The sequence below is a fragment of the Cellulomonas sp. URHE0023 genome (assembly GCF_000688475.1).
Lineage (GTDB): Bacteria > Actinomycetota > Actinomycetes > Actinomycetales > Cellulomonadaceae > Cellulomonas.
This window is the reverse complement of sequence record NZ_JIAN01000009.1, coordinates 309,545-329,461: the sequence shown is the minus strand read 5'-3', so window position 1 is coordinate 329,461 and position 19,917 is coordinate 309,545. Positions and strand designations below refer to the sequence as shown.

Below are 19,917 nucleotides of genomic sequence, written 5' to 3'. Positions count from 1 at the left end.
TTGGCTACGTTCGGAAGGGATAACCGCTGAAAGCATCTAAGCGGGAAGCCTGCTTCAAGATGAGGTTTCCATGGGGACTTGATCCCCGAGAGGCTCCCAGCTAGACCACTGGGTAGATAGGCCGGATGTGGAAGAGGGGACTAACGACCCTCGCAGCTGACCGGTACTAATAAGCCGACAACTTCATCACATTCATTCAAGTCAATGTGCTACGCGTCCACTGTGCCGTTCCCGAGAGACGAACGGGAACCCGTTTGACAACTCGACAACGTTACGGCGGTCATAGCGAGGGGGAAACGCCCGGTCCCATTCCGAACCCGGAAGCTAAGCCCCTCAGCGCCGATGGTACTGCACTCGCCAGGGTGTGGGAGAGTAGGACGCCGCCGGACATCATTCAGGAAAGCCACCCCTCCGGGGGTGGCTTTTCCTGTTTCTGGACGCATCGTTCCGTGGCCTTGGCGGCAGGGGCCAGCCCTGTCCGCGCGGTCGGAGACCTCGTTGTTCTCGGTCGGGTGGGCCTCGCCAGATGCTGGCTGCAGCGACGCGATTCTCAGCTGCCGGCCGCAAGGACGACGCGGTCGTCAGATGCCGGCCGGAGGGACGCAGGCGGTCCTCGAGCGTCGGTTGTTGCGATGAAGCGGTCCGCGGTCGTCGGCTGTGATGATGACCTGATCGTCATATGGTCAGCGGCGATTCGGTCTTATGGCCCCGGAGGCTCGCAACGACTATGCCCTGCACGTGGGGGAGGGCCTGCGACGCGCGGGGGTTGATCCTGGGTCGCCGGACACGCGCAGCCGTGATTGCTGTCTACGGCGCGGCGTTGCCGGTGACAGCAATTCACGGTTGCGAGCGGCGTTGCCCTTTCGCGTCGGACATGTGCCGAGGGCACGGTCGTGCGTGTGCGGGCGCGACGATCAGCTGGAGGCTTCGAAGACGACGATCCCCAGCGGGGGAACGCGGATCGATGCGGACGCGGGGCGACCGTAGTGCTCGACGTCCTCGGCCTGGATCTGACCGAGGTTGCCCACCCCGGAGCCACCGTAGGCGACGCTGTCTGAGTTGTAGATCTCGCGCCAGGTCCCGCTCTTGGGCAGGGCGAGCCGGTACTCCTCGTGCGGGACGCCGGCGAAGTTGACGACGACAGCCACGGGCGGGACGCCGACACCCTTGCGGAGATAGGCGAGGGTGTTGCGGAAGGCGTCGTCGGAGTCGATCCACTCGAAGCCGTCACCGCTGTGGTCGAGCTGCCAGAGAGCCGGCGTCGCACTGTAGATGCGGTTCAGGTCGGACACGGACCGCATGACGCCCTCGTGCGCCGGGTCGTTCAGGGCGTGCCAGTCGAGCGAGCGCGACTCGGCCCACTCGGTCTGCTGCGCGAACTCGCTGCCCATGAAGAGCAGCTGCTTGCCGGGATGTGTCCACTGGTAGCCGAACAGCAGCCGGACGCCCGCGAGCTTCTGCCAGTGGTCGCCGGGCATCCGCTCGTAGAGCGAGCCCTTGCCGTGCACCACCTCGTCGTGGCTGATGGGCAGGACGAACCGCTCGGAGTAGGCGTAGACCATCGAGAAGGTGATCTCGTTGTGGTGGTAGCGCCGGTGGACGGGCTGCTCCGCCAGGTACCGGAGGGTGTCGTTCATCCAGCCCATGTTCCACTTCAGGCCGAAGCCGAGACCGTTGGCGTCGGTGGGTGCCGTGACACCCGGCCACGCTGTCGACTCCTCGGCGATCATCATGATCCCCGGGGTGCGTCGGTAGGCCGTCGCGTTGGCTTCCTGCAGGAACGAGATGGCGTCCAGGTTCTCGCGGCCGCCGTACTGGTTGGGGCGCCACTGGCCGGCCTTGCGCGAGTAGTCCAAGTAGAGCATCGACGCGACGGCATCGACGCGCAGGCCGTCGACATGGAACTCCTCGAGCCAGAACGTCGCGTTCGCCACCAGGAAGTTCCGCACCTCGGCACGGCCGAAGTTGAAGACGTAGGTGCCCCAGTCGGGGTGCTCCCCGAGCAGGGGATCGGGGTGCTCGTAGAGGGCGGTCCCGTCGAACTGGGCCAGCGACCACTCGTCCTTCGGGAAGTGCGCAGGCACCCAGTCGACGATGACGCCGATGCCGGCGCGGTGCAGGGTGTCGACGAGGTACCGGAAGTCGTCCGGATGGCCGAACCGCGACGTCGGGGCGAAGTAGGACGACACCTGATAGCCCCACGAGCCGCCGAACGGGTGCTCGGCGACCGGCATCAGCTCGACGTGCGTGAACCCGAGCGCGAGGACGTGCTCGGTGAGCTGGTGCGCCAGGTCGCGGTACGACAAGCCGATGCGCCAGGAGCCGAGGTGGACCTCGTAGACGCTCATCGCTGACGTGTGCGGATCGCGGGTGGCGCGGGCGGTGAGCCAGTCCGCGTCACCCCACTCGAAGCCCTCCTCGACGACCACCGAGGCGGTGGCGGGCGGGATCTCTGTGCCGCGGGCGAGGGGGTCTGCCTTCTGCCGCCACGAACCGTCCTGACCCAGGATCTCGAACTTGTAGCGCGCGCCCGCCCGGACTCCCGGGGCGAAGATCTCCCAGACGCCGCTTTCGCCCAGCGAGCGCATGGCGTGCGACGCACCCTGCCAGTAGTTGAAGTCGCCGACCACGCGCACGGCGCGGGCGTTCGGGGCCCAGACGGCGAAGGACGTTCCGCTGACCTCGCCGAGCTGACCGGGATAGGTGCGCACGTTGGCGCCCAGCACGGTCCACAGCTGTTCGTGGCGTCCCTCGCGCACGAGGTGGCGGTCGAGCTCCTGCACGGTCGGCAGGAACCGGTACGGGTCGTCGACCGTCGTGGTCAGCGCGTCGTACGTGACCTCGAGGCGGTAGTCGGGCACCTCCGCGACAGGCAGGACCGCGACCCAGATGCCGTCCTGCTCGTGCCGGGCGGGAATCCGACCGGTCGCCGTGACGACGACGACGGCGTCCGCGAGCGGCCGCAGCGTACGGATCGTGATTCCGCTGCCGCCTGGGTGCGGACCCAGGACGTCATGGGGCGCGTAGGACACCCCGTAGGCGACGCTTCGCAGCACGTCGGTGTCGACGGGGACCGGGGAAGGGGCGGCCGGGCTCATCCCCCTACCCAACCACCCGCGCGGTGTTTGCGCAGGTACGCCGCGTAAGTGACCTGTGCCATCTGCGGGTTCGCACCTGTGCGCAGGGCCTTTCGCGGGTCGGCGCGGGGATGACGCGGCGGGCATGGCCCAGCCGTGGTGCTGGTCGCCGATCGCCGCCGGACCAGCGAGCAGCGTCGGTCAGACGCCTGGCTCGTGCTCGACAACCGGACGGCACCTAGGGCGAGAGGGGCACGTGAGGGCGGACGACGCGGTGAGAGAGACCGGAGACGCCGGACTGGCGCTCGACGACTGGTCGGCACCTGGGGCGAGAGAGGTGGACGTGAGGGCGGACGACGCGGCTGGAGAGGCCGGAGACGCCGGACTGGCGTTCGACGACCGGGCGGCGCCTGGGGCGAGAGGGGCACTGAGGGCGGACGACGCGGTTAAGGAGACCGGAGCGGCGCCATGGATGCAGCCAGGGGCCTGCCGGCTGGCAGGTTCAGAACTCAGTCGGCCACCTGCATCGCGGCCGGGCGGCGACTCGTCTCCGACAAGCGTCTACCCGGCGGCCCCTGGGCTAATCGGACGTCAGGCGTTCGAGCCCGGCCAACGGGATGGGCAGCCAGGTGGGCCGGTTGCGGGACTCGTAGACCGCCTCGTACAGGGTCTTGTCCAGCTCGAGCGCCCGGACCAGCGTCGCGTGCTCGTCCAAGCCATAGCCGGCGAGCAGTCCGTCGCGCGCCTCGGAGGTCCACTCGCGCGCCGACGGCCCGGTGAGTCCGCCGACTGCGGCGGCGTAGTCGATGGAGCGCAGCAGCCCCGCGACGTCCCGGACGGCGAGGTCGGGCCGGGTCCTCTGGGCGAGCGGAGCCAGCGGCTCACCCTCGAAGTCCGTGATGAACCAGGTCCCGTGCGAACGGAGGACCTGGCCGAGGTGCAGGTCGCCGTGCACGCGCTGCCTGGCAGGCACGTCGGGCAGCGCGCGGACGTCGGCGACGACGGCTGCCACGCCGGGGGCGAACCGCGTCAGCGACGGCACGGCGGACAAGGCCCACGCGAACCGGTTCTCGACGGCCCGGGCCACCTCCTCGACGCTCGACGACGAGACCCCGTACGACTCGACCATGGCCTCGTGCATCCCCAGCGTCACGCGGCCGAGGTCGGTGGCGGGTCCCACGAAGGACGATCCGATGCGTGCGAGGTCGCAGGCAAGCTCGAAGCCGTCCTCGGCGTCGTCGACGAAGGCGCTCAGCACACCGAGATACCCAGGCTCGTCGGCACCCGGCCAGGTCGCCTGCAACCAGGCCAGCGGCGTCGGGACGTTCGGCCACCCGACCGAGACCAGGTGGCGGGGGACGTCGACGTCCGGGTTCTCGCCGGGGGCGACCGCCCGCAGGACCTTCAGGATGCCGCCGCCGAGGATCACCGACGTGTTCGACTGCTCCCCGCTGACCACGCGCGCCGTGGCCGGGTCAGCCGTGATCCCCGGGCCGTCAGCGGCAGCGAGCCAGGCTCGTAGGAACATCGGGTGCGCGGCACCGTCGCAGACGGGCCGTCCGTCGAGCGATCCGATGACCTCACCCTCGGACGAGCCGAGGACCAGCGGCACCTGCAGCACCGCGTCGATCGAGCCGGCGTGCACGCGCACCAGGAGGATGCGCACGCCCTCACCCAGATCGATCCCTGCGACGGCGGACAGCTCCGCGCGCACGCCCTTGGCCGGGAACCAGCGCTGCGCCGGCAGCCAACCCTGCACCACCTCGAGGAGGCGGTCGTCGTCGGGCGTGGTGCGGGCGGTCAGGATCACGGAGAGGTCAGCTCCAGCCAGTAGAAGTCGCGCGAACCGAGCGTGAACGTGCAGGTGCCGTCCGCGCGGATCGACGGGAAGTCGGCGCCGCCGAACACGTCGTGCATGCTCCACCCCGCGCGTTCCGGCAGGTGGATCGTGGCGGCTCGTGCGGTCGCGGCCATGTTCGCGACGATCAGCAGGGTCTCGGTCTGTGTGTGCCGACAGAATGCCAAGATCGAGTCGTTGTCGCACGTCAGGACCTCGAACTCACCGGCGCCGAGTGCCGGGTGCTGGCGCCGCACGGTGAGCATCCCGCGCACCCAGTGCAGCAGCGACGTCGGCTGGGCGAGCTGGGCCTCGACGTTGGTGTGGCCGTAGTGGTGCACCAGCGACTGGACCAGCGGCAGGTAGAGCTTGCCCGGGTCGGCCGTCGAGAAGCCCGCGTTCCGGTCCGGGGTCCACTGCATCGGGGTACGGACCGCATCCCGGTCGGGGAGCCAGATGTTGTCGCCCATGCCGATCTCGTCGCCGTAGTACAGGCACGGGCTGCCCGGCAGGGACAGCAGGAGGGCGTGCGCGAGCTCGATCTCCTTGCGCGAGTTGTCGAGGAGGGGAGCCAGCCGTCTGCGGATTCCCACGTTGGCACGCATCCGCGAGTCCGGAGCGAACCAGCCGTACATCGACGCGCGCTCCTCCGTGGACACCATCTCGAGGGTCAGCTCGTCGTGGTTGCGCAGGAACGTGCTCCACTGCGCACCGTTCTTCGGGATCGGCGGGGTGTCGGCCAGGATGTCGACGATCTGCGTGGCCCGCTGGTCCCGGATGCTGTAGTAGATGCGCGGCATCACCGGGAAGTGGAAGCACATGTGGCACTCGGGCTCGTCCTCGGTGCCGAAGTAGTGCACCACGTCCTCGGGCCACTGGTTGGCCTCGGCCAGCATGATCCGGCCCGGGAACTCGTCGTCGATCATCCGACGGACCGACCGAAGGAACGCGTGCGTCTCGGGCAGGTTCTCGCAGTTGGTGCCCTCGGCCTCGAACAGGTATGGCACCGCGTCCAGGCGGAACCCGTCGACTCCGATGCCTAGCCAGAACCGTCCGACGTCGAGCATCGCCTCGACGACGCGCGGGTTCTCGAAGTTCAGATCGGGCTGGTGGCTGAAGAACCTGTGCCAGAAGAACTGCCGACGCACGGGGTCGAACGTCCAGTTCGACGTCTCGGTGTCGACGAAGATGATGCGCGCGTCCGGGTACCGCGTGTTGTCGTCGCTCCACACGTAGAAGTCGCCGTACGGCCCCTCCGGGTCGGAGCGCGACGCCTGGAACCACGGGTGCTGGTCGCTCGTGTGGTTCATGACGAGGTCCACCACGATGCGCATGCCGCGAGCGTGCACCTGCTCGATGAGCTCGGTGAAGTCGGCCATCGACCCGTACTGGGACGCGATCGCCGTGTAGTCGGCCACGTCGTAGCCGCCGTCGCGCAGTGGGCTCGGGTAGAAGGGCGGCAGCCAGAGGCAGTCGATGCCGAGCCACTGCAGGTAGTCGAGCCGGTCGATCAGGCCGCGCAGGTCACCGCTGCCCTGGCCGGAGGAGTCGGAGAACGTGCGCAGCATGACCTCGTAGAACACCGCCGTGCGGTACCACTCGGGGTCGTTGACGAGGCCGGGGGTCTCGGGGGAGGGGACGACGGGCTGGCGTCGGCCCGGCAGCGAGAGCTGGGCCGTGGTGGGAGCAGGCTCGCGAGGGTGCCGGCCGAGGGGTGTCATGTCGACACCAGGCGGATCACGTGCGCGACGCGCACCACGGGGTCCAGCCGGACGTAGGCCGGCGACGACCACTCGTAGGCGTCGTCGGACAGCACGTCGTGGGCGACGACCGGCCGGCCGTGCCCGAGGCCGAGCGCGTCGAGGTCCAGGTCCACCCACCCCTCGCGGGCGCTCGACGTGTCCAGGTTGACGATCACGAGGATGGTGTCGTCCCGACCGGTGGGCGAGTTCTCGGCGGACAGGTGCCGGGAGAACGCCACGAGCGCGTCGTCGGACGTCGGGTGCACGTGCAGGTTGCGCAGCTGCTGCAGAGCCGGGTGGTTGCGACGGATCTCGTTGAGACGGCCCAGCAGCAGGCTGATGCCGAGGCTGTCGGCGACCCCCCAGACGCGGGGCTTGAACTCGTACTTCTCGTTGTCGATCTGCTCCTCCACGCCCGGCCTGGGGACGTTCTCGACGAGCTCGTAGCCCGAGTAGATGCCCCAGGTCGGCGCGCCGCAGGCCGCGAGAACCGCCCGCACCGCGAAGCCCGGTACGCCGGTGGCCTGCAGGTACGGCGGGAGGATGTCGTGCGTCGTCGGCCAGAAGCTCGGCCGCATCCAGGAGCCCTGCTCGCCGGACACCTCGGCCAGGTACTCCGTCAGCTCGGCCTTGGTGTTGCGCCAGGTGAAGTACGTGTACGACTGGTGGAAGCCGATCTTGGCGAGCGTCTGCATCATGGCCGGGCGCGTGAACGCCTCGGACAGGAAGATCACCTCGGGGTGGTCGGCCCGGACCGAGGCCAGGATCCGCTCCCAGAAGTCGAGGGGCTTGGTGTGCGGGTTGTCCACGCGGAACAGCGTGACGCCGTGGTCGATCCACACCTGCAGGACCCGACGGATCTCGCGGTAGATGCCCTCGGGGTCGTTGTCGAAGTTCAGCGGGTAGATGTCCTGGTACTTCTTCGGCGGGTTCTCGGCGTAGGCGATGGTGCCGTCCGCACGAGTGGTGAACCACTCCGGGTGGGCGGTCACCCACGGGTGGTCCGGTGAGCACTGCAGAGCGACGTCGAGCGCGACCTCCATCCCGAGGGCGCGGCTCTGGGCGACGAAGTAGTCGAAGTCGTCGAACGTGCCGAGCGACGGCTCGATGGCGTCGTGCCCGCCGTCCTTCGACCCGATCGCGTAGGGCGACCCGGGGTCGCCCGGCTCCGCGTCGAGCGCGTTGTTGCGGCCCTTGCGGTGCGTGGTGCCGATCGGGTGGACGGGCGTCAGGTAGACGACGTCGAACCCCATCCCGGCGATCCGCGGCAGGTCGAGCGCCGCTGTGCGCAGCGTGCCGGACGTCCAGGTGCCGGTGTCGTAGTCGTAGGTGGCCCCGGCCGACCGCGGGAACAGCTCGTACCAGGAGCCTGCGAGTGCGAGCGGCCGGTCGACCACGAGCGGGTACGACGGCGAGCGCGTCACGGCCTCACGGAACGGGTGCGCGTCGAGCGCTGACCGCACGGCCGCCGACAGTCCCGCCGCGAGCCGGTCGGCGGGCGGCCGGGTGTGGTCGCGCAGGCCGACGACCGCGTCCAGCAGCACCGGCTGGATGCCCTTCGTGCCCTTGCGTCGGCTCGCCCGCTCGAGCAGCAGTGCGCCTTCGGTGAGCATGAGCTCGACGTCGACACCGGCCTCGACCTTGATCGACGCGTCGTGCGCCCAGGTGCCGTAAGGGTCCGACCAGCCCTCGACGCGGAAGGTCCACCTGCCGGTGCTGGTGGGGACCACGCGGGCCTCGAACCGGTCGAGCCCGGGCGCGATGTCGACCATGCGCACGCTCGCGCGGTCGACGCCGGAGGGGTCCGTGAGCACGGCCGTCGCACCGACCGCGTCGTGACCCTCGCGGAACACGGTCGCGCGGATCGGGACCGCTTCACCGACGACGGCCTTGGCCGGGAAGCGCCCCGCCTCGGCGACGGGGGAGACGTCCACGACAGGGATGCGGCCGATGTTCGGGCTGTTCTCGCCCGGGAGAGTCGTCACAGTCCCGAACCTATCCGTAGGTGCAGGTGGCAGGCATCTGGTAGCGGAATGTGGGACGGGCCACGAGCGCCTCTCAGCGCATGGTGGCCGCGAGCGCCCTGCCGGTCGTGCGGCCCGTGTACAGGCAACCTCCGAGGAACGTCCCCTCCAGGGCCCGGTGACCGTGCACGCCACCGCCGCCGAAGCCCGCGGCCTCGCCCACGGCCCACAGGCCGGGCAGCACCTGGCCGTCCGGCCGCAGCACCCGTCCCTCGAGGTCGGTATGCAGGCCGCCCAGTGTCTTGCGCGTGAGGACGGACAGCCGGACCGCGAGCAAGGGGCCGTGTGCAGGGTCGAGCAGCCGGTGCGGCTTGGCCACGCGGATGAGCTTGTCCACGACGAACCGGCGGGCCATGGCGGTCGCGACGACCTGCGGGTCCTTGCCGAGCCCGGTCGCGACCTGCTGGTCGCGCGCCTCGATCGTGCGGGTCAGCGCTGCCGCGTCGATCCGGGTGGTCCCGGACAGACCGTTCATCTTCGCGGCCAGCTCGGCGGGGGTGTCGGCCCACAGAAACTCGTCGGACTTCTGCGCGAACGTCTCCACCGGACCGACGGCCCCCGGCTTGACGCGCTCGAGGAGCAGGCGCAGGTCCTTGCCGGTGAGGTCAGGGTTCTGCTCGGAGCCCGACAGTGCGAACTCGGCGCCCAGGATCGTCTTGTCGAGGACGAACCACGAGTGGTCGTCACCGCGCTGGGTGATGTGGGTCAGTGCGCCGAGGGAGTCGAAGCCCGGGAACAGGGGTGTGGGCAGGCGGTTGCCGTCGGCGTCGAGCCACAGGCTGCTCGGGCCGGCGAGGATGCGGATGCCGTGCTCGCTCCAGACGGGTGAGTGGTTCGTGATGCCTTCGGGGTAGTGCCACATGCGGTCCTCGTGCACGACGGCGGCGCCGCTGTCCCGGGCGGCCTCGATGCCTGAGCCGTCCACGTGGTCGGGGACGCCGGAGAGCATGCGGGCGGGCAGGGCGCCGGCCGCGGAGGGCCATGTGGCGCGGACGCGGTCGTGGTTCGCGCCGATGCCGCCGCTCGCGACGACCACGGAGTCGGCGGCGAGCTCGAACGGGCGCACCACTGTGCGGCTGCTCGGGACTGCGCGGTCGACGCCGTCGGAGGCGAGCACCTCGCCGCGCACACCGGTCACGACGCCGTCCGTGAGGACCAGTCCGGTGACGCGGTGCCGGAAGCGCACGTCGACCCGGCCCGAGCGACGGGCGTCGAGCAGCGCGCGGACGAACGGCTCGAGGATCCCGGGGCCGGTGCCCCAGGTGACGTGGAACCGCGGGACCGAGTTGCCGTGGCCGCCTGCCTGGTAGCCGCCCCGCTCGGGCCACTGCACGAGCGGGAACCACTTCACACCCTGACCGGCCAGCCACGACCGCATCTCCCCGGCGGCGAAGGACACGAACCCCTCGGCCCAGGCGCGCCCCCAACGGTCGGCGTCGCCGAACTGCGCGGATCCCAGCCAGTCGGCCAGCGCGAGGTCGGCGGAGTCCTTGACGCCGAGGCGTCGCTGCTCGGGTGAGTCGACCAGGAAGAGGCCGCCGAACGACCAGAACGCCTGGCCGCCGAGGCTGGCTCCGTTCTCGGCGTCCAGCAGGGTCACGTGGTGTCCGGCGGCGAGCAGCTCTGCGGTGGCGACGAGCCCGGACAGGCCTGCGCCGATGACAACGACGGTGTTGGTCATGACACGTACCGTACGCCTTCTGGACGGTTGTTCAGAAGGCGTCGACGGCTCAGACGAGCACGTACACGCGCATGCTCATGGGCTCGATGACGGACGCCTCGCCCGGCTCCGCGTACAGGCCGCCTTCGATCGCGACCGCGGACTCCTCGTTCGGGTGCTCCCACACCGAGTCCCACGCCAGGCGCCAGCGTCCCCCGTGGTCGTCGGCCAGCACGAGGTGCATCGCGTCGAGAGAGCCGTTGATGACGATCATGACCGTGTCCTTCTCCGGCAGCGCGGCCGTGCGCACCATCTGGAGGGTCCGCACGGACGGGTCGTACCAGCGGTCGTGGTCGAACAGGTTGCCCAGCGCGTCGTACCAGGCCAGGTCCGGCCGGCGGCCCGGCCCTACCGGGCGCCCGGTGTAGAACTGCTCGGTCCGCAGCGCGGGGTGGTCTCGGCGCAGGGCCAGCAGCGACCGCGCCGTAGCGAGGAGGTCCTTGCGCCAGGGCACCAGGTCCCAGCGCATCCAGGAGATCTCGGAGTCCTGGCAGTACGCGTTGTTGTTGCCCTTCTGCGACCGGCCCATCTCGTCGCCCGCCGTGATCATGGGAACGCCCGCGGCAAGCACCAGGGTCGCGAACAGGTTGCGGATCGAGCGGCGACGCAGGGGGACGATGTCGGCCGCTGGGGAGTCCACGGTGACCTGCCCCTCGATGCCGTGGTTCCACGAGCGGTTGTCGTCGGACCCGTCCCGGTTCTGCTCGCCGTTGGCCGCGTTGTGCTTGTGGTCGTAGGCAACCAGGTCGGCCATCGTGAAGCCGTCGTGCGCGGTGATGTAGTTGACCGACGCGATGGGCCCGCGGACGAGCGGTGGGTCGCTGTGGCCGAACAGGTCCACAGAGCCGGACAGACGCGTCGCCAGGTCGCGCGCGCGGTGCCCGGGCAGCCCGTGCGCGGCGCGGGCCGGGTCGGCGAGCCAGAAGGAGCGCACGGCGTTGCGGAACCGGTCGTTCCACTCGCCGAACGGCGGCGGGAACTGGCCGGTGCGCCACCCGCCAGGTCCCACGTCCCACGGTTCGGCGATGAGCTTGAGGCCGTGCAGGCTCGGCTCGGTGGCCATCGCGACGATTGCGGGGTGGTCCGGGGAGTAGCCACCGCCGTCCCGCCCGAGGGTCACGGCCAGGTCGAACCGGAAGCCGTCGACCCCCACGACGTCCGCCCAGTAGCGCAGCGAGTCCAGGGTCATCCGGACCACCTCGGGGCGGCGGAAGTCGAGGGTGTTGCCCGTGCCCGTCACGTCGTCGAGGGCAGCCGGGGCGCCTCCGTTGTGCCGGTAGTAGGCGGCGTTGTCCAGACCGCGCCACGAGACGTGCTGGCCCGGGAGGCCGCCTTCGCACGTGTGGTTGTAGACCACGTCGAGAAGCACCTCGAGGCCGGCCTCGTGCAACGCGTGCACGGCGGTACGCAGCTCGTCGAGGATCGCCGCCGGACCGTCCTGGCGGGCCGCGGCCGTGGCGAACGCGGCGTGCGGGGCGAAGAACCCGAGCGAGCTGTAGCCCCAGTAGTTGGTCAGGCCCTTCTCGATCAGGTGCGGCTCGGAGGCGAACGTGTGGACCGGCAGCAGCTCGATCGCGGTGACGCCGAGGGAGAGCAGGTGGTCGACCACCGACGGGTGCGCCAAGCCGGCGTACGTACCGCGCAGCTCAGGCGGCAGATGGTCGTTCAGGAGCGTCAGACCGCGGACGTGGGCCTCGTAGATCACGGAGCGCGACCACGGCACCCACGGCCGGTTCGCCGTCGGGTCGGGACTGGTCAGGTTGCGGGTGTCGACGACGACCGAGTGCGGCACGGCGTGCGCAGAGTCGATCGAGCTGGCCGGACCGTACGGATCGCCGGTCAGGTCGGGACCCACGACGTGGCCGTAGGTCTCGGGGCCGTACCCAAGCTCGCCCACCAGCCCGCGGGCATAGGGGTCGACGAGCAGCTTGGCCGGGTTGTACCGGTAGCCCGCGCTCGGCTCCCAGGGGCCGTGCGCCCGGAACCCGTAGCGCTGGCCGGGCAGCACTCCCGCCACGCTCGCGCTGAACACCCCGTGCACCGGGCCGTCGAGGGAGACGCGTCGTTCCTTGGGACCGTCGAACAAGCACAAGTCGACGGCCGTGGCGTGCGCGGCGTACACCGCGACGTCCACCCCGAGATCGGTCACGTGCACGCCGAGGCGCGGTGGGCGACTGCGCGTAGGGCTGGAGGTCACCTCGACATTGTGGAGGAACACGCGCGCCGATGTGCGGCCGGCGCGTTCCCGGCAGGCGGAACGGGCGTCGGGCCGGACCGCCGCGGCGGGTAACCTTCCCCGCGTGAGGATCGTCGTGTGCGTGAAGCATGTCCCGGACATCCAGTCGGAGCGGGCCCTCGGCCCGGACCGCCGCGTGGTGCGCGACGGGGGTGACGGCACCATCAACGAGCTCGACGAGAACGCGCTCGAGGCGGCCATCGCGCTCGTCGAGGCGTCGGAGGGCTCCGTCGTGGCGCTGACCGTGGGACCCGCCGACGCGGCCGACGCCGTCCGTCGCGGACTGCAGCTCGGCGCTCAGGAAGCCGTGCACGTCCTCGACGACGCGATCGGTGGTTCCGACGCGATCGGCACCGCCCGAGTGCTCGCCGCCGCGATCAAGCACCTGGACGCCCAGGAGCCCGTGGACCTCGTGATCACGGGCATGGCCGGGCTCGATGCACTGACCTCGCTGCTGCCGACGGCGATCGCCGAGCTGCTCGACGTGCCCGCCCTGCCGCTCGCGGCCGAGCTGACCGTCGACGCCGACGCCCGCACGGTGCGGGTCCGGCGCAACCTCGACCACGCCTCGGAGGTGCTCGAGGCGGCGCTGCCCGCACTGGTCTCGGTCACCGACCAGGCCAACGAGCCGCGGTACCCCGGCTTCAAGGGGATCATGGCCGCCCGCAAGATCCCGATCACGACGCTGACGCTGGCGGACCTCGGCGTCGACGCCTCGCGCGTCGGCGCACCGGGGGCTCGCACCGAGGTCCTCGAGGCTGCCGCCCGACCGGCACGCGAGAACCGCGTGCTGATCAACGACACCGGTGACGCCGGCACCCGGCTCGCGGCGTACCTCGTCGACAACAAGCTCGTCTGAAGAACAGGACCTCTCGCCGTGACTGTCGCTGCACCCGTGCTCGTCCTGCTCGACCACACCGAGACCGGCGCCCTGCGCGCACCGGTCCGCGAGCTCCTCACGCTGGCGCGCGGCCTGGCGGGTTCCGCGCCCGTGCACGCGGCCTGGCCCCTCGACGGGATCGAGCCGTCGGCTTCCGTGATCGACGACGTGGCCTCCCTCGGTGCCACCCATATGCACCGGCTGTCCGCGGACGGCGACCTGCACCTGTCTGCGGTGCTCGCCGAGGCCCTGGCGTCGTTGCTGGACGCGACCGGCGCCGGGCTGCTGCTGCTCGAGTCGTCGTTCGAGAACAAGGAGGCCGCCGCGCGCCTCGCCGTCAGCACCGGCGCGGGTGTCATCACCGACGCCGACACCTTGTCGCTGGTGGACGGGCGCTTCGTCGCGGCCAAGACCGTGTTCGCCGGGACGTGGAACACGACGTGCGCCATCACCGCGCCGCTCGCGATCGTCACCGTGAAGCCGAACAGCGTCGTCGTCTCGACGATCGCCCCGACGACGCCCGTGGTCACGGACCACGCCGTCGCGGTCAGTGAGAAGGCGCGCCGCGTGACGCTCGTCGAGCGGGTCGTGCGCCCGGAGAGCGGGCGCCCGGACCTCGGGAGCGCTGCCGTGGTCGTCGCGGGCGGCCGGGGGACCGAGGGTGACTTCTCGCTCGTCGAGGAGCTGGCCGACGTCATCGGCGGCGCGGTCGGCGCGACCCGCGTGGCCACCGACGAGGGCTGGATCGGGCACGACGCGCAGATCGGCCAGACCGGCGTGACGATCGCTCCGAAGCTCTACGTGGGCGTCGGCGTCTCCGGGGCCGTCCACCACCGCGGCGGGATGCAGGCGTCCGGGACGATCGTCGCGATCAACTCCGACCCCGACGCCCCGATCTTCGAGATCGCGGACTTCGGCGTCGTCGGTGACCTGTTCACCGTCCTGCCGCAGGCCGTCGCGGAGCTGCGTCGACTGAAGGGCTGACGTCAGCCCGACGCCACACGACGGGACACGCGGGCGTTGCCCGACCGGGGTGCGTCGTCGGATGCGCCATCAGGGTGACACCGCCGCCGTCGGGCCCCAACCGCCGGTCGAGGTACCTGACGCTCCGCTAGCGTTCCGCTGACCGTCAGGTGACCGACCTGGCGTCGCCCAGGGGAGCCCATGCTGCGTTTTCTGCCTTACATCCTCGAGCTCGCACTGCTCGTCTACTGCCTGATCGAGTGCATCCAGACGGATTCGCTGCTGGTGCGGAACCTGCCCAAGACGCTGTGGGTCTTCCTGATCATCGTCGTGCCTATCGTCGGCTCGATCGCCTGGCTCGTCGCGGGTCGGCCGGAGTCCTCGACGCGCGGGCGCGCGGTGGCCTGGCCGTCGACGCAGACCGCTGGGTTCCCGGAGTACGAGCGGCCGCGCAACGGGTCGCCGGACGATGACCCGGAGTTCCTGGCGGGCATGCGCGCGTCCGACCGCAAGCACGAGGCGATGCTCGCGGAGTGGGAGCAGCAGCTGCGCGAGCGTGAGGCGAAGCTGCAGAAGAACGGCGAGACCGACCGCTGACGACGCGTCCCGGGACGTCGCTGACCACGCCTCCCGGGACGTCCTGCTAGGACAGGTCGCGCAGCCAGCGCAGGGTGGCCACGGCCTGGGCGGCCTGGAACCGTCGCAGGTTCGGGATGCCGAGCGGCGGCGGCTGGCGTGAGCTCCACGCGAAGTAGCCGGCGAGACCGGCCAGGCTCGAGCGCAGGTTGTCGTCGTGCACGCCGTCCGAGACGGCGTGGCTGCGGAAGTTCGTCGCGGCGTCACCGCCACCCTGCAGCGCGACGCTGGGGAGCATGAACGCGAGGTCGAGCCAGGGCGCGCCCACGCTGGCGTGCGGCCAGTCGATGAGCCAGACGCGGTGGTCGTGGTCGTGGTCGATCATCACGTTGTCGGCGCGCAGGTCGCCGTGCACGAGAGCGTCGCCCGAGCACACCCGGAGCGCTTCCTGCTCCCAGATCACGAGCTGCTCGCGGTTGTCCAACGCCCACCTGCCGAGGTCGCCGGCCACCTCGGCGTACTGCGCCTGGACGTGGTCCGGCAGCGCGGTCAGCTTGCGCCAGCCCGTGAAGTCGTCGGCGAGGAGGTCATCCGTGCGCGGCAGCTGGTGACCGGGCACGGGCTCGGCGTCCGCGAGCGCGCCGAGCGCGTCGGCGACCGCCTCCAGGTCTGTGCGCTTCCACGGGAGCTCCGGGGAGCGGCCGTGCACCACCTCGAAGCCCAGGATGACCCAGTCGTCGTCGTCCGAGAACCACAGGAGCTCGGGCGCGGGCACCTGCGGAGGGAGGCTGCGAGCCGCGCGGATCTCTGCGCGGGCGAGGTGCGGGGAGACGGGGTTCTGCTCACCGGAGACGGCCTTGACGAAGACGCCACGTCCGTCGGCCATCTCGAGGACCGCTGCGAAGCCCGGGCTGAACCCGCTCGTCGCGCTGATCTCGGCGGTGACCTGAGAGCCGGCGAGCTCGGTGATCCGGGCCCGGACGTGCCGCGGGAGGTCGCGCCAGTCCAGCCGCTGGCCACTGAAGGCAAGCGGCAGGGCGATGACGTCGTCGGCACTCACGCGGCACATCCTGCCAGGTCATGCCGCGCCGCTGACGCGTGGTCCACGCACCGGGAGGAAGGCGTGGGCCGGATCCGTTCGTAGACTGGTGCAGTGAGCGTGTATCTCGACCATGCGGCGACCACGCCCATGATCCCGGAGGCCACGCGGGTGCTCGCCGAGCAGCTCGCGCTCACCGGCAACCCCTCGTCGCTGCACGCGTCCGGTCGCGCCGCGCGACGCGTCGTCGAGGAGTCGCGCGAGCAGCTCGCCGCCGCCGTGGGCGCCCGGCCGAGCGAGGTCGTGTGGACCAGTGGCGGGACGGAGGCCGACAACCTCGCGGTCAAGGGCCTGTTCTGGGCCCGGCGGACGCACGACCTGCGGCGTCGCCGGATCCTGGTGTCCGCGGTCGAGCACCATGCGGTCCTCGACCCGGCGTTCTGGATGGCCGAGCACGCGGGCGCCGAGCTGGTGCTGCTGCCGGTGGACTCGGACGGGGTGCTCGTCGTCGATGCCCTCCACGAGGAGCTCTCCGCGCACGGCGACGAGGCTGCGCTGATCTCCGTCATGTGGGCGAACAACGAGGTGGGCGCCCTGCAGCCCTTGGACGAGGTCGTCGCGCTCGCGCGCCGGTTCGGGGTTCCTGTGCACGCCGACGCGGTACAGGCGGTCGGGCAGGTGCCCGTCGACTTCGGCGCCTCCGGGCTGGACGCGCTCACGCTCACCGGGCACAAGGTCGGCGGGCCGGGTGGAGCTGGTGCGCTGCTCGCGCGACGCGGGCTCGAGCTGACCCCCGTGCAGCACGGGGGCGGGCAGGAGCGCGGCGTGCGGTCGGGGACGCTCGACGCGGCCTTGGTGGCCTCGTTCGCGACAGCCGTGTCGTCCGCTGTCGCGTCACAGGAGTCGTTCGCCGCACGCGTCGGCGCGCTGCGCGACGCGCTGGTCACCGGGGTCCTCCAGTCCGTCCCCGGCGCGGTCCTGCGCGGCCCGCAGTCCGGTCGCCTGCCCGCGAACGCGCACTTCACGTTCGGCGGCTGCGAGGGCGACTCGTTGCTCTACCTGCTCGACTCGGCGGGCGTCGAGGCGTCCACCGGCTCCGCGTGCCAGGCGGGCGTGCCCCGTCCCAGCCACGTCCTGCTGGCCATGGGGGTCGACGAGCTGGAGGCGCGCGGAGCGCTGCGGTTCAGCCTCGGGCACACGTCTGTCGCCGCCGACGTGGCTGCCCTGCTGGACGTGCTCCCCGGTGCGGTCGACCGGGCCCGTGCCGCCGGACTGGCGGCGGTCTCCTGATGCGCGTCCTGGCAGCACTCTCCGGAGGGGTCGACTCGGCGGTCGCGGCGGCGCGCGCGGTCGACGCCGGTCATGACGTCGTCGGCGTGCACATGGCCCTGTCGCGAACGCGTGACCAGTTCCGCACCGGCTCTCGCGGCTGCTGCTCCATCGAGGACGCCGGCGACGCGCGACGCGCGGCCGACGTGCTCGGCATCCCGTACTACGTGTGGGACCTGTCGGAGAAGTTCGAGGACACCGTCGTGGCCGACTTCGTCAGCGAGTACGAGGCCGGGCGCACCCCGAACCCGTGCGTGCGCTGCAACGAGCACATCAAGTTCGCGACCCTGCTGGACAAGGCGGTCGCGCTCGGGTTCGACGCCGTCGCGACCGGGCACTACGCGCGCATCGAGCTCGGCGACGACGGCACACGCGAGCTGCACCGCGCCGCCGACGCTGCCAAGGACCAGTCCTACGTGCTCGCCGTGATGGGGCCCGAGCGCCTCGCCCGGTCGCTGTTCCCGCTCGGCGACGTCGCCTCGAAGGAGGAGACGCGGCGCGAGGCTGCGGCGCGGGGGCTCTCGGTGTCAGCCAAGCCGGACTCCTACGACATCTGCTTCGTCGCCGACGGAGACACGCAAGGCTTCCTGCGCTCGCGGCTGGGGTCGCAGCCCGGTGAGATCGTCGACGAGTCCGGAACGGTGCTGGGGACCCACGACGGCGCGTACGCGTACACCGTGGGGCAGCGGCGCGGGCTGTCCCTGGGGCGGCCCGCCCCGGACGGGAAGCCGCGGTACGTGCTGTCGGTGGAGCCCGTGAACAACCGGGTCGTCGTGGGGTCGGCGGCGGACCTGGCGGTCGACGTGGTGCTCGCCGACCGGGCGGTGTGGTTCGTCGCGCCGTCGCCGGAACCGTTCGAGTGCTCGCTGCAGGTTCGCGCGCACGGCGCGGCGGCTCGTGCGCGGGCGACGGTCCTGCCCGACGGGTCCGTGTCCGTGTCCGTGGACGGCGCCCTGCGCGGGGTCGCCCCGGGACAGTCCGCAGTGCTCTACGACGGGAGCAGGGTGCTCGGTCAGGCGACCGTCACGGCCGCGGTGCGGTCCAGCGTCGGCTCGGCCGCCGTCGGCGCCGCGCGGTGAGCCGCCCGTCCGTCACCGGCACCGGGCCGTGGCCGGGTTCCGACGTGCTCGAGGCGCAGAGCGTCGTCGTCGGCGACCTCCTGGACACACCGGCGGAGGTCGCGGGCCTGCCCTTCACCGTGACGCTCGCCGCGCGTGGGCCGTGGGGCGACCCGGTCGGCCGGGCCGCTGCGCTCCTCGCGGACCTGCCGACCGAGCTCGGTGCGCACGGCTGGAAGCTCGCGGCGCACCCGGGTGGCGACCTCGGGCGTGCGCAGTCGTTCGTCCGGGAGGACGTCGACGCGCTGGCCGTCGCTGCGCACGGGTACTCCGGTCCGGTCGTGGTGCCCGTACTGGGACCCCTCACGCTCGCAGCGTCCCTGTACCTCTCCCGCGGCGACCGCGTCGTCTCCGACCCCGGCGCGGTCCGGGAGCTGACCGCGTCGCTCGGCGCGGGACTCGCGGACCACCTCAAGGCGCTGCGCCGTGCCGTCCCCGGGGCCGTGCCCTCCGTGCTCCTGCACGAGCCCCTCCTGGCGCAGGTCATGGCCGGGGTCCTGCCGTCGTTCTCCGGGTACTCGGCCCTGCGCTCCGTACCGGGGCCGGTCGCCGCGTCGCACCTCGAGTCGGTGGCCACGGCCCTGCGGGCTGCCGGGTCGGCCAAGGTCGTCGTGCACGGCGGGACCGCGTGGTCGTCGCTCGGTGCGATCCGGGCGTCGCATGCCGACGGGTTCGCGTTGGCCGTCACCGCGCTCGACGACCGGTCCTGGGAGCGCGTCGCAGAGGTCGTCGAGGGCGGGTTGGCGTTCTGGCCCGAGCTTCCCCCGCAGGCGTCGTCCCAGTGCGCCGGCCCCGATGTGGCAGGTCAGGCGGACCTGCTCCTGCGGCCGTGGCGGTCGGTAGGGCTGCCCGCCGTCAGCCTGCGCGACGTCGTCCTGCTCGCCGGAGACGCCACAGGGGCGGGCACCCCCGACGATGCCCGCGCCGTGCTCGCCGGGCTCGTGCGCGCCGCGCGTCTCGTCGCGGAACGAGCGGAGTCCTGATGCGTCGTCCGCTGGTTCTGCTGGTCGCCTCGGCGTGCGCGCTCGTCGGCCTCGGGCTCCTCGCGGTCGCCTTCATCGGCATCGGGACGCGGACCGCGCAGCTGTCGCAGACCAGCGACTCGCCCTGCATGCAGGCCCTCGCCGCCGGACAGCCCGGCTCGCACGTCCGGTACAGCGTGTTCCCGCCGCAGAGCGTCTGCACGTTCGACGTCGGGGGTGGGTCGAGGTCCGTCGTCGTCGCGGCGGCGTCGCCCACGGGTGCCCGCCTGGGCGCGGCTCTCGCGGTGGGCGGTGCAGCGGTCTGCGTCGGTGTCCTGGTCGCTCCGCGGCTTCGCCGCGCCTGACGTCCGCGCGCCGGCGGAGCGCTCTCGTGTGGGCGGCGCACGCCATGAT

The 19,917-nt window shown here is 71.5% G+C and carries 14 protein-coding genes and 2 rRNA genes; 9 read left to right on the top strand and 7 right to left on the bottom strand.

Annotated features, from left to right (window positions below; translation table 11 throughout):
• Both N553_RS0118315 and rrf read left to right on the top strand, forming a co-directional pair.
• A 23S ribosomal RNA gene (locus tag N553_RS0118315) occupies window positions 1–190 on the top strand; the annotation flags it as partial.
• Window positions 191–272: 82 nt separating this feature from the next.
• Window positions 273–389, top strand: a 5S ribosomal RNA gene (rrf, locus tag N553_RS0118310).
• 525 nt (window positions 390–914) lie between these two features.
• Here the strand turns inward: rrf and glgB are convergent.
• The 6 genes from glgB to glgX form a co-directional block, all read right to left on the bottom strand.
• Window positions 915–3,098: a 1,4-alpha-glucan branching protein GlgB gene (glgB, locus tag N553_RS0118305; RefSeq protein WP_028047743.1), complete on the bottom strand. Its 2,184-nt coding sequence runs from the start codon at window positions 3,096–3,098 to the stop codon at window positions 915–917.
• Between the two features lie 559 nt (window positions 3,099–3,657).
• On the bottom strand, window positions 3,658–4,887 hold the full coding sequence (locus tag N553_RS0118300) for an aminoglycoside phosphotransferase (protein WP_028047742.1): 1,230 nt from the start codon (window positions 4,885–4,887) through the stop codon (window positions 3,658–3,660).
• Window positions 4,884–6,635: a maltose alpha-D-glucosyltransferase gene (gene treS / locus N553_RS0118295; RefSeq protein WP_028047741.1), complete on the bottom strand. Its 1,752-nt coding sequence runs from the start codon at window positions 6,633–6,635 to the stop codon at window positions 4,884–4,886. Before treS ends, N553_RS0118300 begins: the two co-directional genes overlap by 4 nt.
• Window positions 6,632–8,641 (bottom strand): alpha-1,4-glucan--maltose-1-phosphate maltosyltransferase, encoded by a 2,010-nt coding sequence (locus N553_RS0118290; protein WP_028047740.1) that lies wholly within the window; start codon window positions 8,639–8,641, stop codon window positions 6,632–6,634. Before N553_RS0118290 ends, treS begins: the two co-directional genes overlap by 4 nt.
• A gap of 73 nt (window positions 8,642–8,714) precedes the next feature.
• A complete protein-coding gene (locus N553_RS0118285; protein ID WP_028047739.1) occupies window positions 8,715–10,361 on the bottom strand; it encodes an FAD-binding dehydrogenase in 1,647 nt (548 codons plus the stop codon).
• A gap of 49 nt (window positions 10,362–10,410) precedes the next feature.
• The gene (gene glgX / locus N553_RS0118280) at window positions 10,411–12,597 is read right to left on the bottom strand and encodes a glycogen debranching protein GlgX (RefSeq protein WP_028047738.1); all 2,187 of its coding nucleotides are present in this window, start codon (window positions 12,595–12,597) and stop codon (window positions 10,411–10,413) included.
• 103 nt (window positions 12,598–12,700) lie between these two features.
• On the opposite strand from glgX, the gene N553_RS0118275 reads away from it, so the two are divergent.
• The 3 genes from N553_RS0118275 (at window position 12,701) to N553_RS0118265 (ending at window position 15,076) form a co-directional block, all read left to right on the top strand.
• Window positions 12,701–13,495, top strand: coding sequence for an electron transfer flavoprotein subunit beta/FixA family protein (locus tag N553_RS0118275; RefSeq protein ID WP_028047737.1), 795 nt, complete (start codon window positions 12,701–12,703; stop codon window positions 13,493–13,495).
• 18 nt (window positions 13,496–13,513) lie between these two features.
• Window positions 13,514–14,500 carry an electron transfer flavoprotein subunit alpha/FixB family protein gene (locus N553_RS0118270; protein ID WP_028047736.1) on the top strand — a complete coding sequence of 329 codons (987 nt, stop codon included), beginning with the start codon at window positions 13,514–13,516 and terminating at the stop codon, window positions 14,498–14,500.
• 180 nt (window positions 14,501–14,680) lie between these two features.
• Window positions 14,681–15,076: a PLD nuclease N-terminal domain-containing protein gene (locus tag N553_RS0118265; RefSeq protein WP_028047735.1), complete on the top strand. Its 396-nt coding sequence runs from the start codon at window positions 14,681–14,683 to the stop codon at window positions 15,074–15,076.
• Window positions 15,077–15,122: 46 nt separating this feature from the next.
• On the opposite strand, the gene N553_RS0118260 is transcribed toward N553_RS0118265, so the two are convergent.
• Entirely contained in the window at window positions 15,123–16,124 is a 1,002-nt protein-coding gene (locus N553_RS0118260; RefSeq protein WP_231505315.1) for a phosphotransferase family protein, read from the bottom strand.
• A gap of 84 nt (window positions 16,125–16,208) precedes the next feature.
• Between N553_RS0118260 and N553_RS0118255 the strand changes: the two genes are divergently transcribed.
• From N553_RS0118255 to N553_RS0118240, 4 genes are read left to right on the top strand one after another with little or no spacing between them, the layout of a single operon-like run.
• A complete protein-coding gene (locus tag N553_RS0118255) occupies window positions 16,209–17,384 on the top strand; it encodes a cysteine desulfurase family protein (RefSeq protein ID WP_028047733.1) in 1,176 nt (391 codons plus the stop codon).
• A complete protein-coding gene (mnmA, locus tag N553_RS0118250) occupies window positions 17,384–18,502 on the top strand; it encodes a tRNA 2-thiouridine(34) synthase MnmA (protein ID WP_028047732.1) in 1,119 nt (372 codons plus the stop codon). The genes N553_RS0118255 and mnmA overlap by 1 nt, the downstream gene beginning before the upstream one ends.
• Window positions 18,499–19,524 carry a hypothetical protein gene (locus tag N553_RS0118245; RefSeq protein ID WP_028047731.1) on the top strand — a complete coding sequence of 342 codons (1,026 nt, stop codon included), beginning with the start codon at window positions 18,499–18,501 and terminating at the stop codon, window positions 19,522–19,524. Before mnmA ends, N553_RS0118245 begins: the two co-directional genes overlap by 4 nt.
• Window positions 19,524–19,868 (top strand): hypothetical protein, encoded by a 345-nt coding sequence (locus tag N553_RS0118240; RefSeq protein WP_028047730.1) that lies wholly within the window; start codon window positions 19,524–19,526, stop codon window positions 19,866–19,868. The genes N553_RS0118245 and N553_RS0118240 overlap by 1 nt, the downstream gene beginning before the upstream one ends.
• Window positions 19,869–19,917 lie beyond the last annotated feature (49 nt).

Excerpts from the sequence above, each read along its gene's own strand:
- glgB (WP_028047743.1), bottom strand. The coding sequence starts at position 3,098 with ATGAGCCCGGCCGCCCCTTCCCCGGTCCCCGTCGACACCGACGTGCTG.
- treS (WP_028047741.1), bottom strand. The coding sequence starts at position 6,635 with ATGACACCCCTCGGCCGGCACCCTCGCGAGCCTGCTCCCACCACGGCC.
- N553_RS0118285 (WP_028047739.1), bottom strand. The coding sequence starts at position 10,361 with ATGACCAACACCGTCGTTGTCATCGGCGCAGGCCTGTCCGGGCTCGTC.
- N553_RS0118265 (WP_028047735.1), top strand. The coding sequence starts at position 14,681 with ATGCTGCGTTTTCTGCCTTACATCCTCGAGCTCGCACTGCTCGTCTAC.
- N553_RS0118260 (WP_231505315.1), bottom strand. The coding sequence starts at position 16,124 with ATGTGCCGCGTGAGTGCCGACGACGTCATCGCCCTGCCGCTTGCCTTC.
- mnmA (WP_028047732.1), top strand. The coding sequence starts at position 17,384 with ATGCGCGTCCTGGCAGCACTCTCCGGAGGGGTCGACTCGGCGGTCGCG.
- N553_RS0118240 (WP_028047730.1), top strand. The coding sequence starts at position 19,524 with ATGCGTCGTCCGCTGGTTCTGCTGGTCGCCTCGGCGTGCGCGCTCGTC.